The organism is Flavobacterium sp. MEB061 (genome assembly GCF_000834715.1).
Taxonomy (GTDB): domain Bacteria; phylum Bacteroidota; class Bacteroidia; order Flavobacteriales; family Flavobacteriaceae; genus Flavobacterium; species Flavobacterium pectinovorum.
Map to the genome: position 1 here is coordinate 76,457 of NZ_JXQR01000018.1, position 15,498 is coordinate 91,954.

The 15,498-nt window shown below is 33.8% G+C and carries 14 protein-coding genes and 1 tRNA gene; 8 read left to right on the forward strand and 7 right to left on the reverse strand.

Annotated elements, in window-relative coordinates:
* Positions 1-20 precede the first annotated feature (20 nt).
* Positions 21-1,364 carry an RIP metalloprotease RseP gene (rseP, locus tag RT99_RS10950; protein ID WP_042564790.1) on the reverse strand — a complete coding sequence of 448 codons (1,344 nt, stop codon included), beginning with the start codon at positions 1,362-1,364 and terminating at the stop codon, positions 21-23.
* A gap of 200 nt (positions 1,365-1,564) precedes the next feature.
* Here rseP and RT99_RS10955 point away from each other — a divergent pair, with 200 nt between their 5' ends.
* The 5 genes from RT99_RS10955 (at position 1,565) to RT99_RS10975 (ending at position 6,443) form a co-directional block, all read left to right on the forward strand.
* A complete protein-coding gene (locus RT99_RS10955) occupies positions 1,565-2,635 on the forward strand; it encodes an NADH:flavin oxidoreductase/NADH oxidase (protein ID WP_042564791.1) in 1,071 nt (356 codons plus the stop codon).
* Positions 2,636-2,756: 121 nt separating this feature from the next.
* Complete coding sequence (locus RT99_RS10960; RefSeq protein WP_042564792.1) at positions 2,757-3,815, forward strand: Gfo/Idh/MocA family oxidoreductase; 1,059 nt, start codon at positions 2,757-2,759, stop codon at positions 3,813-3,815.
* A 295-nt stretch (positions 3,816-4,110) separates the two neighbouring features.
* Positions 4,111-5,325, forward strand: a complete 1,215-nt coding sequence (locus tag RT99_RS10965) for an MFS transporter (RefSeq protein WP_082036948.1) — start codon at positions 4,111-4,113, stop codon at positions 5,323-5,325.
* A gap of 151 nt (positions 5,326-5,476) precedes the next feature.
* Positions 5,477-6,064: an RNA polymerase sigma factor gene (locus RT99_RS10970; RefSeq protein WP_042564793.1), complete on the forward strand. Its 588-nt coding sequence runs from the start codon at positions 5,477-5,479 to the stop codon at positions 6,062-6,064.
* A complete protein-coding gene (locus RT99_RS10975; RefSeq protein WP_042564794.1) occupies positions 6,048-6,443 on the forward strand; it encodes a hypothetical protein in 396 nt (131 codons plus the stop codon). Before RT99_RS10970 ends, RT99_RS10975 begins: the two co-directional genes overlap by 17 nt.
* A 4-nt stretch (positions 6,444-6,447) precedes the next feature.
* Here RT99_RS10975 and RT99_RS10980 read toward each other — a convergent pair whose 3' ends face one another.
* A complete protein-coding gene (locus tag RT99_RS10980; RefSeq protein WP_042564795.1) occupies positions 6,448-7,020 on the reverse strand; it encodes a hypothetical protein in 573 nt (190 codons plus the stop codon).
* 245 nt (positions 7,021-7,265) lie between these two features.
* On the opposite strand from RT99_RS10980, the gene RT99_RS10985 reads away from it, so the two are divergent.
* Positions 7,266-8,189, forward strand: a complete 924-nt coding sequence (locus RT99_RS10985; RefSeq protein WP_042564796.1) for a PfkB family carbohydrate kinase — start codon at positions 7,266-7,268, stop codon at positions 8,187-8,189.
* Positions 8,190-8,268: 79 nt separating this feature from the next.
* Entirely contained in the window at positions 8,269-10,167 is a 1,899-nt protein-coding gene (locus RT99_RS10990; RefSeq protein WP_042564797.1) for a hypothetical protein, read from the forward strand.
* Positions 10,168-10,850: 683 nt separating this feature from the next.
* Here the strand turns inward: RT99_RS10990 and RT99_RS10995 are convergent.
* The 4 genes from RT99_RS10995 to RT99_RS11010 all read right to left on the reverse strand — a co-directional run bounded on the left by RT99_RS10995 (position 10,851) and on the right by RT99_RS11010 (position 14,513).
* Entirely contained in the window at positions 10,851-11,459 is a 609-nt protein-coding gene (locus tag RT99_RS10995) for a superoxide dismutase (protein ID WP_042564798.1), read from the reverse strand.
* Between the two features lie 137 nt (positions 11,460-11,596).
* Positions 11,597-12,271, reverse strand: coding sequence for an aminoacyl-tRNA hydrolase (gene pth / locus RT99_RS11000; RefSeq protein ID WP_042564799.1), 675 nt, complete (start codon positions 12,269-12,271; stop codon positions 11,597-11,599).
* A 569-nt stretch (positions 12,272-12,840) separates the two neighbouring features.
* Positions 12,841-13,452, reverse strand: coding sequence for a 50S ribosomal protein L25/general stress protein Ctc (locus tag RT99_RS11005; RefSeq protein ID WP_042564800.1), 612 nt, complete (start codon positions 13,450-13,452; stop codon positions 12,841-12,843).
* 119 nt (positions 13,453-13,571) lie between these two features.
* Entirely contained in the window at positions 13,572-14,513 is a 942-nt protein-coding gene (locus RT99_RS11010; RefSeq protein ID WP_042564801.1) for a ribose-phosphate pyrophosphokinase, read from the reverse strand.
* 229 nt (positions 14,514-14,742) lie between these two features.
* Between RT99_RS11010 and RT99_RS11015 the strand changes: the two genes are divergently transcribed.
* Positions 14,743-14,822 (forward strand) — tRNA-Leu (locus tag RT99_RS11015).
* A 137-nt stretch (positions 14,823-14,959) separates the two neighbouring features.
* On the opposite strand, the gene RT99_RS11020 is transcribed toward RT99_RS11015, so the two are convergent.
* Positions 14,960-15,349, reverse strand: coding sequence for a hypothetical protein (locus RT99_RS11020; protein ID WP_042564802.1), 390 nt, complete (start codon positions 15,347-15,349; stop codon positions 14,960-14,962).
* Between the last annotated feature and the right edge of the window lie 149 nt (positions 15,350-15,498).

Genomic DNA, 15,498 nt, shown 5'->3' on the forward strand with positions numbered 1-15,498 from the left:
ACACTTTTTATCAAATATTTTTACTTGCCTACAATTGCCTTGTAAATATCGTTTCCGTTAGCAAACAAAAGCAATGTGATAAGTAATACGAAACCAACCATTTGGGCGTTTTCAAGGAATTTATCGCTCGGTTTACGGCCACTAATTATTTCGTATAATAAAAACATCACATGACCACCATCAAGCGCCGGAATTGGCAATAAATTCATAACTCCAAGCATTATTGACAATAAAGCAGTGATCGACCAGAACGTTTCCCAGCTCCATGAAGTCGGGAAAATGTTAAAAATCGCCGCAAAACCACCTACTTGTTTGTATGCTTTTGTTTCAGGATTAAAAATCATTTTCAATTGTTTTCCGTAACCTACTAATTGGTCTTTACCTTTTGTAAGTCCAACCGGAATAGATTCGAAAAAGCTGTATTCTTTTGTACTTATTTTATAGTAGCCTAATTTCTCCAGAGATTTAATATCCAAACCTCCAACAACAACACCTAACTTTGCGTCTTTAGAAACGTTTACAGTAATTGGAGTTTCTTTTAGGTCGCGTAATACAACCGCAGGAATAGATTTACCTTTGTTAGCCTCTAAAATAACCTTTGCCTCATCAAAATATTTTATTTTTTGCCCATTCAGACTCACAATTAAATCTTTTGGTTTCAAAGCCGTATTTTTAGATTCTTCAGCAACTTTACCTACAACAAACGGCATTCTGATGCCTACAAGCAATCCTTTTTCGTGTTTAGATAACTGATCTACAAAATCATTCGGAATATTGATCGTTTGTTGTTGTCCGTTTCTTTCAATCAAAACGTGTTTCGACATGATTACATTCATGTTCATATCGTTGTCAAAATTCTCTACTTTTTTTCCATCAATAGAAATAATTTTATCACCGGTTCTAAAACCAGCTTTAATCATAGCAGGATTTTCGATGTAAACACCATCTTTCAAATCAGAATTGGCTACATATGTATCGCCGTAAGCAAATGCCATTCCGATATAAATAATAAAAGCCAGGATAAAGTTTACCGTAACTCCTCCCAACATGATAATCAAACGCTGCCATGCCGGTTTAGAACGAAATTCCCAAGGTTGAGGCGGCAAAGCCATTTGTTCCTTGTCCATACTTTCGTCAATCATTCCCGAGATTTTCACATAACCACCAAGCGGCAGCCATCCAATTCCGTATTCAGTTTCGCCAATTTTCTTTTTTAACAATGAATATTTAACATCAAAAAATAAGTAAAATTTTTCAACTCTTGTTTTAAATAATTTTGCAGGAATAAAATGCCCTAATTCGTGAAGAATAATAAGTAAAGATAAACTCAATAGAAATTGAGAGAGTTTGATAACTATATCCATTTTGTATTTTTAGTTCGTAATTTAACGCACAAAAGTAACGTTTCTATTTTAATTTGATAGTGCAAGATAATACATAAGGTTTTAAATGTTTGTTAATTAATAAACATTTAGATTTCTTGTTTTACGAAGAAGCTTTAACTTTACTTTTTTAAACGCTATCGTACCTAATAGGTAGCCCAAAATCATTAAAAGTTACAACTATGGCTTCAAAATTGTTTTCTCCGCTTACTATAAAAAAAATCACTTTAAAAAACAGGATCGTTATTTCGCCAATGTGTCAATATTCCTCAGTTGACGGATTTGCAAACGATTGGCATTTGGTTCATTTAGGAAGCCGTGCCAGCGGCGGAGTTGGCTTGATTATTCAGGAAGCCACAGCGGTTTCTCCAGAGGCCAGAATTTCTCCTTCAGACTTAGGAATCTGGAAAGACGAACACATTGAGAAACTAAAAACAATCAACGAATTTATTGTTTCTCAAAATGCAATTCCCGGAATTCAGTTGGCACATGCAGGTCGAAAAGCAAGTGTTTCGGCACCGTGGATGGGCAATAAAAAGTTAGACTTCGTTCATGGAGGATGGCAAACTGTTGCGCCAAGCGCAATCGCGTATCATGAAGATGAACCTTTTCAACCGGAAGCTTTAGATAAAGTTGGTATTCAAAAAGTAGCGTCAGATTTTAAAGCAGCAACCAAAAGAGCAGTCGAAGCCGGATATCATGTTATGGAAATTCATGGCGCACACGGCTATTTATTGCACCAGTTTTTATCACCATTAACTAATACCAGAACAGATGAATATGGCGGAAGTTTCGAAAACCGAATCCGTTTTACTTTAGAAATTCTGGAAGCAGTTCAATCAGAATGGCCATCAGATTTGCCTTTGTTTATTCGAATTTCAGCCACAGATTGGGCAGAAGGCGGATGGAATCCGGAAGAATCTGTAAAACTTTCGAAAATATTAAAACAAAAAGGAGTTGATTTAATTGATGTTTCGTCAGGCGGATTGGTTTCGCATCAGCAAATTCCGTTAAAGCCGGGTTATCAGGTTGAATTTGCAGAAAAAATTAAAAACGAAGCTGCTATTTTAACCGGAGCTGTTGGTTTAATTACAGAAGCAAATCAAGCCGAAGAAATTTTAAATAATGATCAAGCCGATTTAGTTCTATTTGCCAGAGAATCACTAAGAGATCCGAATTTGCCTTTGCATTTCGCCAAAGAACTAAACGAAGATATCCTTTGGCCAAAACAATACGCACGCGCTAAAGTTTAACTAAACATAAATGTTTTTAATTTGAACCATTAAGAGATTAAGAAAATTAAGTTCAAAGCTTAATGAAACTTAATATCTTAATGGTAGAAAAAATTAAACTTATTTTGATAAAAATTATATCATGCAAAAAATTAAAACAGCACTATTATCATACGGAATGTCGGGGAAAGTTTTTCACGCTCCGTTTTTAGATATTCATGAAGGTTTTGAATTATTAGGTTCTTGGGAAAGAAGTAAAAAACTCATTCAGGAAGATTATCCAGCCGTAAAAAGTTATCCAACAATCGATGATTTATTGGCAGATGATGTCGATTTGGTCATCGTAAATACTCCCGTAGGAACACATTATGAATATGCAAAAAAAGTGCTTTTGGCCGGAAAACATGCCGTTGTCGAAAAAGCCTTTACAACAACCGTAGCAGAAGCCGAAGAACTAGCCAAAATTGCCAAAGAAAAAGGATTAAAATTGGCCGTTTTCCAAAACAGAAGATGGGACAGCGATTTTAAAACTATTCAGAAAGTAATTAATGATGGTGTTTTGGGAGATTTAATAGAAGCCGAATTCCATTTTGACAGATATAATCCTTTATTAAGTGCTAAAGCACATAAAGAAACCGCAAATGACGGAGCGGGAATCCTCAAAGATTTAGGGCCGCATTTAATCGATCAGGCGGTTTGTTTGTTTGGTTCTCCAAAGTCAGTTTTTGGAGATATTCGTTTCACCAGAGAAAATTCTTTGGTCGATGACTGGATCGATTTGTTGCTGATTTATGAAGATTTCAGAGTCCGTTTAAAAGCCAGTTTTTTTGTTAGAGAAGCTAATCCCGCCTATACAATTCATGGTAAAAAAGGCTCGTTCTTAAAACCTCGCGGCGATGTTCAGGAAGATGAATTGAAACTAGGCAAAAAACCGAATTTAAAAGACTGGGGAACAGAACCGGAAATCTTTCAGGGACTTTTACATACAGAAATTAACGGAGAATTAGTTCGCGACAGAATACCAACACTTCAGGGGAATTATTTTTCGTTTTTTGATGGTGTTTACGATTCAATTGCAAACAATAAAACAGAACCCGTTACAGCACAAGATGGTGTAAAAGTAATGCAGATTATCGAAGCTGCAATTGCAAGTAATGCAGAGCGAAAAGTGATTAATTTGCCCACGGATTTGGCCGATTAAACGGATTATCGCTGATTTTTCTTTTGAAAATTTTATTATCAATAAAAAAAAAATGACGCACTGCTGTATACCTCTACAAATAATATTGTCATTATATGACTAGTTTTTTGCCACAGATTAATCGGATTGAAAAGATTAAAAATCAGCGACAATCCGTTTAATCTGTAAAATCCGTGGGCAAAAAGCTCACAATTTATAAACAATAACGTTATAAATAGACGAACAACAGGAGATAAATAGTCTATAAAGAAGGTTTTTATTATTTTTATACTACCAAACCCAAAAACCGTAAGCTTTGATAGATTTTAATCCGTTATCACTTTTCCAGACCAAAGGAAAAATCAAGAAAGTATTTAGAGAAGCAAAAGCCTCTTATTTAAAACGAATTCGATTTGCTGTCGGAATGTTTTATTTTGGAATGGGATTGAGTTTTGCAACCTGGGCAAGCCGAATTCCGGATATCAAAACCGCCTTGCATTTAACCGAGGGTGATTTGGGATCTATACTTTTTGCGCTTCCGGTGGGGCAGTTAATTATTATGCCTTTTTCAGGAAAAATGGTCACTAAATTCGGTAGTCATCGTATTTTGGTTTTCTCCTTAATCATGTACGTTTTATGTCTGGTTAATTTAGGATTGGCAACAACCGCATTGCAATTATCATTGGGTTTATTTCTATTCGGAATCTTTGGAAACTTAGCCAATATCGCTGTAAATACACAAGGTGTTTATACCGAAGTACTTTTCAAAAAAACAATCATGTCGGCATTTCATGGCATGTGGAGTTTCGCCGGATTCACGGGTGCTTTGGTTGGTTTAGGAATGTTAGCTCTAAATCTTACACCATTACATCATTTTATAATTGTGGGCGTTGTAGTATTACTTATGGTCGCTTTTAATTTTAAATTTTTGGTTAGAGCCAAAGAAAAAATCAAAAATAAAACAGAATCCAAAAAACGATTTACAAAGCCGGATAGCGCCTTGCTTTGGCTTGGTGTGATAGGTTTTTGCAGCATGGCCAGCGAAGGCGTCATGTTCGACTGGAGCGGTGTTTATTTTAAAGATATTGTACAGGCACCGGGACCTTTGGTAGTTTTAGGATATACCTCATTTATGATTACAATGGCAAGCGGAAGATTTTTAGGCGACGGATTAATCAATAAATTTGGTCGCGAACGCGTCATGCAAATTAGCGGTGTCATGATTTCTGCCGGACTTTTCACAGCAGTTTTTCTCCCTTATATTGTTCCGTGTACGATTGCTTTTATGGCAGTTGGTTTAGGAGTTGCCACAATTGTACCAACGGTTTATAGTATGGCAGGGAAAAACCCAACCGTTCCGCCGGGAGAAGCTTTAACCATAGTTTCGAGCGTAAGTTTCCTAGGTTTCCTTATGGGGCCTCCAATAATTGGTCATATCGCCCAAAATTTCGGACTTCAATTTTCCTTTGCTTTTATAGGGATTTTTGGGGTTTTGATTGCCTTTATGGTTTCTAAGATTAGGACTACTTAATCTTATAATACTATTATATAATTGAACTTTGTCTAAAATATTTCTATTTATAATTTTAACCATCAATTTGTCCCGTTAATAATTTGTTCTAAATTGAAATTTATTTTCAAATCATTGTAACCTAATTACAATAACCGTCGTCCTATATAATATGAGTACTTTAGAAGATCAGTATTATATCGATAAAATTCTGCAGGGCGAAACAAATGCGTTTGCCGTGCTGGTGGATCGTTATAAAAACATGATTTTTACTTTGGCACTCAAAATGGTTAAAAACAGAGAAGAAGCCGAAGAAGTTGCTCAGGATACTTTTATCAAAGCTTATAATTCTTTAGCGAAGTTTAAAGGTGATTCTAAGTTTTCGACATGGATCTACAGAGTAGCTTATAATACGTGTTTAGATCGCTTGAAGAAAAATAAAAAAGAAGACAATAATATTTCGATAGATGAATTTTCGGCACATTTAATTAAAACAATGGATAATGCTTTGAGTGCTTTAGAAGATAAAGAACGAAAGCAGACGATTCAGAATTGTTTAAATTTATTGCCAAGGGAAGAGAATTTCCTGCTAACTTTATTTTATTTTGAAGATCAGAGTTTAGAAGAAATCGGAAAAATCATGAATATCAATGCTAATAATGTCAAAGTAAAATTATTTAGAAGCCGACAGAAATTAGCCGTAATTTTGAAAAAGCAATTAGAACCAGAAATACTAGAGTATTATGAAAGAGAGCGATAAAAACATAGAAAATCTTATTGATAAAATGATGGCCGAAAATACTTTGGAATCACCATCTATGGACTTTACTTCAAAAATAATGTCGCAGGTTTTAGAATCCGAAAAAAGTAAAAGTAAAGTTTACAAACCACTGATTTCTAAAACGACATGGATTCTTATTGGAATTGCTTTGGCTTTTTTATTTATTTATAATGTGTACTTTGTCGGAACAGAAAATAATTTAGATATAGGAAAATCATATACCGATAAAATTTCGGCAATTGTTTCCGGAATTCATATTTCTAAAACTATAATATATGCTATTTTAATTGTGCCTTTTATGATTTTAATTCAGGTTGGTGTTTTGAAGAATTATTTTGATAAGAAGTACGAATTGTAGATTATTATTTGAATAAATCTTCTCTTTTAATTATAAAATATCTTGCTTGAATATCATTTACCCTAAGATCATATCTTTTTAAATATAAAATATATGATATTGTAAAAAACTCGTCGGGGTTTATAATTAAGCTATTGAGTTCATCTTCATTTTCGCTTAATGAAGGTTTTGAGTATTTTTTCAAAAATTTATCAAACCCTAAACTAGCACATTCTTTTTCTATTTTTGAATTCAATTTAAAATTTTGCAGAAGTATTATTTTTTGGTTCGGCGCATCAAAAACATAATCTTTATCCAAAATGACTTCTAAAAACTCTTTAAATGTTTTATATTTCTTTTGATAATAAAGTTTGTACGATTGATATAGAAACTCACCATTTGTTACAAAAATCTCATCCTCGTTTGTTTGAATGTATACATCTATAAATGAGTAATTATTTATAGTTATTATTCCATCCTTCTCATCATCATCATGAATTGCCAGCTTTTCAATCATTTCTTCAGAAAAATTAGACCCTTTCTTTTCACAGGAAATTAAGAAAAAAAGCAATACTAATAAGGTTAGAATTTTCTTCATGAATGAAATTTGGCGTTTCAGCAAATCTAACTAAAATCTTCAATGCTTTTTTCAAAAATAATAGTTGCATTTTAAATTCGGAAATCATATTTTAAGCATTCCAAAAAATATAATTTAATCTATTCATTTACAATAGTTTTAGCCTCGCAAACGATATTGTTTTTTTATGAAAATTTTGCGAACCTAAACCGTTGCAATATTGTAACTTATGAAGTATCTTTGCACCCTAATTCGAAATTCATAAAATGAATAAATTATTGATTGTTGGAACGGTTGCTTTCGACGCGATTGAAACTCCTTTTGGAAAAACAGATAAAATTTTAGGTGGTGCTGCAACGTACATTGGTTTATCAGCATCATTTTTTAACTTACAATCGGCCATTGTTTCTGTAGTTGGCGACGATTTTCCACAAGAACATTTAGATCTTTTAACTTCAAGAAATATTGATATCTCTGGTATCGAAATTGTAAAAGGCGGAAAAACCTTTTTCTGGAGCGGTTTGTATCACAACGATCTAAATTCAAGAGATACTCTTGTTACTGAACTAAACGTTTTGGCTGACTTTCAACCAAAAGTTCCTCAAAATTATAAAGATGCTGATGTTGTGATGTTAGGAAACTTACATCCTTTAGTACAAAGCAGTGTTTTGGATCAAATGGAGAAAAAACCAAAATTGGTAGTTTTAGATACTATGAATTTTTGGATGGATTGTGCTTTACCGGAATTATTAGAAGTAATTAAACGTGTAGATGTTATTACAATCAATGATGAAGAAGCAAGACAACTTTCAGGAGAATATTCATTAGTAAAAGCTGCGGCTAAAATCCAGGAAATGGGACCAAAATATGTGGTAATCAAAAAAGGAGAACACGGCGCACTTTTATTCCACAATAGAGAAGTATTTTTTGCACCGGCATTACCATTAGAAGATGTTTTTGATCCAACAGGAGCCGGAGACACTTTCGCAGGTGGCTTTTCAGGATTTATTACACAAAGCGAAAACATTTCGTTTGGCAACATGAAAAATGCAATAATTTACGGTTCGAATTTAGCTTCATTTTGCGTGGAGAAATTTGGAACCGAAAGGATGGAAACATTAAGCAAAGCTGAAGTAGCGATTCGATTACAGCAATTTAAATCGTTAACGCAGTTTGACATAGAAATATAATGCCCGAAAGCCTCGATAACACGGGGCTTTTTTATTACGTTAATACACACAACTTACAACAACACAAATACAAAACACAATGAGCGACGCGTTAAAACACGAATGTGGTATAGCCTTAGTTAGACTTCTGAAACCGCTTGAATATTACAAAGAAAAATACGGAACTGCTTTTTACGGAATACAAAAAATGTATCTGATGATGGAAAAGCAGCACAACCGCGGACAAGATGGTGCCGGTTTTGCAAGCATCAAACTAGATGTTGATCCGGGGCAACGATACATCAGCAGAGTTCGTTCGAATCATGCACAGCCTATTCAGGATGTTTTTGCACAAATCAACGATCGTATCAATGAAGAGTTAGGCGCTCATCCGGAATATGCAGATGATGTTGCTGCTCAAAAAGCAAACATTCCTTATATAGGAGAATTGTTTTTAGGTCATGTTCGTTACGGAACTTTCGGAAAAAACAGCATCGAAAGTGTTCATCCCTTTTTGCGTCAAAGTAACTGGATGCACCGTAATTTGATTTTGGCAGGAAACTTTAATATGACAAATGTTAAAGAACTTTTCGAAAACTTAGTGGAACTTGGACAGCATCCAAAAGAAATGGCCGATACTGTAACGGTAATGGAAAAGATTGGACATTTCCTTGATAAGGAGGTAATGCAATTATACCAAGACTGTAAAGCAGAAGGTTATTCTAAAAGAGAGGCTTCTCCGGTAATCGCAGACCGATTGGATATTGCAAAAATATTAGCACGCTCTGCAAAAAATTTAGACGGAGGTTACGCAATGGCCGGATTATTAGGTCACGGTGACGCTTTCGTTTTTAGAGATCCTGCCGGAATTCGTCCAGCTTATTTCTATCAAGATGATGAAGTAGTGGTTGTAGCTTCTGAAAGACCTGTAATTCAAACCGTATTTAACGTGCCTTTTGAAAGCGTTCAGGAAATTGAGCCGGGAAATGCTTTGATTATCAAGAAAAGCGGAAAAGTTTCGATGGAACAAATTCTGGAACCAACCGTAAAAAAAGCATGTTCTTTTGAAAGAATCTATTTCTCCAGAGGAAGTGATGCTGAAATTTACCAGGAACGTAAAAACTTAGGAAAGCTAATTTTACCAGCAGTTCTTAAGTCAATTGACAGTGATACAGATAATACTGTTTTCTCTTATATTCCAAATACTGCCGAAACTTCATTTTATGGTTTGGTTGAAGCAGCTCAGGATTTCTTAAATCAGAGAAAAAATAATTATATTCTGGAAAACAGAAATACGCTTACAGCTGAAACGTTGCAAGAATTATTGGCTGTAAAAATTCGTACTGAAAAAGTGGCTATTAAAGATGCTAAACTTAGAACTTTCATTACAGAAGACAGCAGCCGTGATGATTTGGTAGCACACGTTTATGATGTAACATACGGCGTTATCAAACCAACAGATAATTTGGTTATTATTGATGATAGTATCGTACGTGGTACAACATTAAAAATGAGTATCATTAAAATGATGGATCGTTTAAAACCAAAACGCATTGTAATCGTTTCATCGGCACCACAAATTCGTTACCCTGATTGCTACGGAATTGATATGGCGAAACTAGAAGGTCTTGTTGCTTTTAGAGCAGCTCTTGCTTTATTGAAAGAAAGAAATCTATACCATATAGTTGATGAAGTTTATACAAAATGTAAAGCTCAGGAAAATTATCTTGATGCAGATGTTGTAAATTATGTAACCGCAATTTATGACCAATTTACTCCTGAAGAAATTTCAAATAAAATTGCAGAAATGTTAAGCTCTCCGGAAATTAATGCTGAAGTAAAAATTATATTCCAAAAGGTGGAAGATTTACATATTGCCTGTCCTAAAAATCTTGGAGACTGGTATTTCACAGGAGACTATCCAACTCCTGGTGGAAACCGTGTTGTAAACAGAGCATTCATGAATTTTTATGAAGGTAAAGACGCACGAGCGTATTAAAAAAATACTAACAAAAGGTTAAATTGTGCACTTTATCGGTTTTTTTTGCCGTTCATCCTATATGTTTGGCAAAATCGCACATCTAAGATACTTTTGGGATACCATAACATTAGTAGGTTAAGTTTATGGTAGATTTGGGGCAAAAAGGGTGGAAGAAATTCCACCTTTTTTATTGGAATAAACTCAAAAATACTCCAATAAATTTTGTCAAAGTAAGAAATTACGTATTTCATCGGGTTTATTTGCACTTCGTCTAGAATATTTGTGAAATCGATATAGCTATTATATATTTACTATACCATAACATTAGTAGGTTAAGTATATGGTAGATTTGGGGCAAAAAGGGTGAAAGAAATTTCACCTTTTTTATTGGAGTAAAGTCAGCGAATAACCAAAGTAAGAAAATACGCATTTCATCGATTATATTTGCACTTCATCTAAAATAGTTGGTATTACAATTTAACTATTCTATTTTTATAATACCATTACATTAGTAGGTTAAGTATATGGTAGATTTGGGGCAAAAAGGGTGGAAGAAATTCCACCTTTTTTATTTTTAATAAAGAGAAAAGAACAAAGATTATAGAATAAAGATTAAAAAGTATAGACAAAAAAAATAGACGAATAACCTTAAGTCATCCGTCTATTCTCTATATTCTTTATTCTATTATCTCGAAAAAAGACTATTTCTCTAAAGCATATCTTCTTGCAACTTCTGTCCAGTTAATTACATTAAAAAAAGCTTCGATGTAATCTGGTCTTCTGTTTTGATAATTTAAATAATAAGCATGCTCCCAAACATCCATTCCTAAAATTGGAGTTCCACCGCAACCAACTTCCGGCATTAATGGATTGTCCTGATTTGGAGTTCCGCAAACATCTAATTTTCCACCTTTTTGTACACATAACCAAGCCCATCCTGAACCAAATTGTGTTGCACCAGCTTTAGCAAATTTCGCTTTAAACTCTTCAAAAGTTCCAAAAGAAGATTCAATAGCAGCTAACAAATCACCTGTTGGTAATCCACCACCATTTGGAGTCATTACAGTCCAGAATAAATTGTGGTTGTAAAAACCTCCACCATTGTTACGAACTGCTGCGTTTGATTTATCTAGGTTGATTAAGATGTTTTCGATTGTTTTTCCTTCCAAATCTGTACCAGCGATTGCAGCGTTAAGATTTGTCGTGTATGCATTATGATGTTTTGAATGGTGAATTTCCATTGTACGTGCATCAATATGTGGTTCTAATGCATCATATGCATAAGGTAATTGTGGTAATTCAAAAGCCATGATATTTGATTTTATGGTTTATAATAATTTATCCCAAATTTAAACATTTAACTTTGGAATAGAAAATACTATTTCGTTATAATTCAATTTAATTAATCGATTATTTGGTTTTTTAATGCCTAAATAGTTGGAAATCTTTATTTTCCATTAAAAGTGGTCATGGTATTTTCTAAACCCGCAGTTCCAAAAGATTTTATAATTTCTGAAGCAACTTCCAAACGTTCCGGTAATTTTGCTTTTTCTTCTTCATCCCAATCTCCTAAAACATAATCGATTTGCTGTCCTTTTTTAAACTGATCACTAATACCAAATCTAAAACGGGTATATTGTTGTGTGTTTAATATTAAATTGATATTCTTCAATCCGTTATGTCCACCGTCACTACCTTTTGGCTTGATTCGGATGGTTCCAAAAGATAAATTTAAATCGTCTGTAATAACCAAAATATTCTCTAGCGGAATGTTTTCTTTATCCATCCAATATTTTACGGCTTTTCCGCTTAAATTCATGTAAGTGTTTGGTTTAAGCAGAAAAAAAGATCTTCCTTTAAATTTATATTCTGCTAAAGCTCCCAATTTTACGGTTTCAAAAGAAAGACCTTCTTTTTTAGCTAAAAAATCAAGGACTTTAAATCCTATATTATGTCTTGTATTTACGTATTCGGCACCAATATTACCAAGTCCTACGATTAAATATTTTTTACTCACGCTTTTTATATTGTTTTTTGGGTGTTCGTGAACCTCCGGTTTCATATTGTCTGTGTTCTCTTCTTTTTGTGTTGATGAAAACAGTTTTGTTATCCATTTTATCATGTCTGCAAAAATAGGGTTAATTTGGTAATTAGAAAATGTGTCAATTAGATAATTTGAATTGTTATTGCCGTTTAACCGCGAAGTTCGCAAGGTTTTACGCAAATTGCGTGGGGATGGCACGCGGATGACGCGGATTTAAACTGATTTGCGCTGGTTTTTTATAGTATTAATTTATGCTCCCTTTTTGTCTGACTGAGTGAGTCGAAGTTCCTCAAGAAACTCGACATCTGAATTGAAATACTTTGCGGGACTTCGACTCCGCTCAGTCTGACAATGCTGTAGACTTTTATAACTTAGAACCTTAGTATCTTAGCAACTTAGAATCTTATAAAAACTAAATCTCTGGCTAGCCCTGACAGCAGCGGCATCCTTTTTCTGGCTTCTTTAGCCAGGAAAAAGATATAGCGGATGGCAGGAACGTTGGGTCTTGAAAAACTGAAATTTCTGCTTCTAAAAATTAAATTCCAAATTATGAAAATCCAAATTCCAATCTTGCCAAACACAAAATATAAAGCATAAAAAAAGCACCAGTTTTGCAACTGATGCTTTGATATTTGATTTGAAAAAAATTATTTTTTCTTTCCTTTTGCAGGAGCTTTTGCAGCTTTTGCAGCTTCTTGAGCAGCTTTCATAGCAGCACGAGAAATTCTTACCTGAGCTACAACTGTATTTTCAGGGTGCATCACTTTGTATTCTGGGCTACCAACTTTAGTAACGTATAATTTGTTACCCATTTCAAGTGGAGTAATGTCAGCTTCAACAAAATCAGGAAGATCTTTAGGTAAAGCTTTTACTTTTAATTTACGAGTGTTTAAACGTAAAACACCACCTGCAAGAACACCTTTTGATGTACCAACAACTTTTACAGGAACTTCCATAGTGATTTCTTTGTCATCAAATAATTGAAAGAAGTCAATATGTAAGATTTTGTCAGATACAGGGTGAACCTGAATATCTTGTAAAATTGCATTGAATGATTTTCCTTTTCCAAGCTCAATCACAACTGTGTGTGCGTTTGGAGTGTAAACCAAGTTTTTGAACGCTGCAGCGTCTGCTGAGAAGTGTACTGCTTGATTTCCTCCGTATAACACGCAAGGAACCGCTCCAGCATTACGTAAGGCTTTAGTTGACACTTTGCCCACGCTTTCTCTTTCTGATCCTTTAATTGTAATCGATTTCATTGTAAAAAAATATAGTTATTAATAAATATTCTAATTTGCTATAAGCTTTAAGCAATATGCTTTAAGCTTTTTGTAATAGTGAAATAGCTTACGGCTTAAAGCCTAAAGCATATTGCTTCTTACATTATAAATTTTCCACTGATGGAATTGTTGTGGTGCACCATGTGCATTACTTCAGCAAAAAGAGGTGCACAACTCACTACTCTGATTTTGTTTGATTCTTTCTTTAATGGAATAGAATCTGTAACTATTAATTCGCTTAATTTCGAATTTTCAATTTTTTCGTAAGCGCCGCCTGATAAAATAGCGTGTGTACAAATTGCTCTAACGCTTAATGCTCCTTTTTCGATCATTAAATCTGCCGCTTTTGCTAATGTTCCACCAGTATCGATCATGTCGTCTACTAATATTACGTTACGACCTTTTACTTCACCTATTAGTTCCATAGTGTCGATAACGTTGGCTGCTTTTCTTTGTTTATAACAGATTACTACATCTGATTCTAAAAACTTAGAGTAAGCATATGCTCTTTTTGAACCTCCCATATCAGGAGATGCAATTGTTAGATTTTCTAAATTTAAACTCTGCACATATGGCAAAAAGATGGTTGATGCAAATAAATGATCTACCGGCTTTTCAAAGAATCCCTGAATTTGATCAGCGTGCAAATCCATTGTCATAATTCTTGTTGCTCCTGCAGCGGTTAGCAAATTAGCTACTAACTTTGCTCCAATCGGAACTCTTGGTTTGTCTTTTCTATCCTGTCTTGCCCAACCAAAATAAGGCATAACAGCTGTAATATGTCTTGCTGATGCGCGTTTTGCAGCATCAATCATTAGTAATAATTCCATCAAATTATCAGCAGATGGAAAAGTTGAGCACACGATAAAAACGCGTAATCCTCTTATTGACTCTTCGTAAGATGGCTGAAATTCTCCATCACTATACGTTGACATCGTTACTTTGCCTAGTGGAATTCCGTATTGTTCGGCAATTTTCTCTGCAAGATAAACACTTTTTGAACAAGCAAAAATTTTAGCTTCTGGTTCTAGGTGCGACATTATAATTTGTTGTTTTGTAGTTAGTTGTGTGTGCGTCGTTTTAACGAGGTGCAAATTTAGAAAATTTATTGGAGACTGAAAGGAAAAATTTAAGTATTTTTAGTAGAACATTTAATTTTATTTTTTACATTTGCACCGTGTTAAAGGAATAAGCACAGTTATGACATCATAATCACTTATTCTATTGCGTTAAAATAACTGATTTATTAGTTGTTTTTTCGTCTGCTAAGCCCGGATGGCGGAATTGGTAGACGCGCTGGTCTCAAACACCTGTGGGAAACCGTGCCGGTTCGACTCCGGCTCCGGGTACAAAAACCTCTTCTTTCGAAGAGGTTTTTTTGGTTTTATGATTTCTCACCATATAAGTTATATAAGTAAATTTAAGCTGTACTTTATTAAATAAACTTATATGGAAAGGCTTTAGATTATTAAGAAAGAATCACTTATTAACGGTGTTTTTTAATCTTTAAAGCAGTATATCTTTTTAAAATTAAATCATAATTTTCATTAATATTAATTAACGGTATAGTTGCTCTTTTTTTAATTTCCTCATAATCTGAATATTCTGGATTATATTTTAGAAACTCTTCTACCTTATATTCTTTTTCTTGAACCATCTCACGGTTAACTTTTATCGCAACAATTATACTGTTTAAAGAATCTATTGATAAGTCTTTTATCTTTGATTCATCTAAAGTATTTACCAAACTGTCATAATCTCTACTTATTTTTTCAGAAATATCTAAATCAGACAATGCAATTGACACATTAGATGGTAATTCTTTTTTTGCACATGAAGCAAAAATAATAAACAATAGTAGCAATATTTTTTTCATCCTCTTTTATTAAAATTTGTAATTATCAAATCTACTCCTTTTAAATTTTGCCTATTTACGGTTATCCATAATTTATATTTTTACTAAATAAGGAAAACGTTTTCTAGTTTCTTCCATAACATCTTTATGCGATTGAATTCTTCCATTTT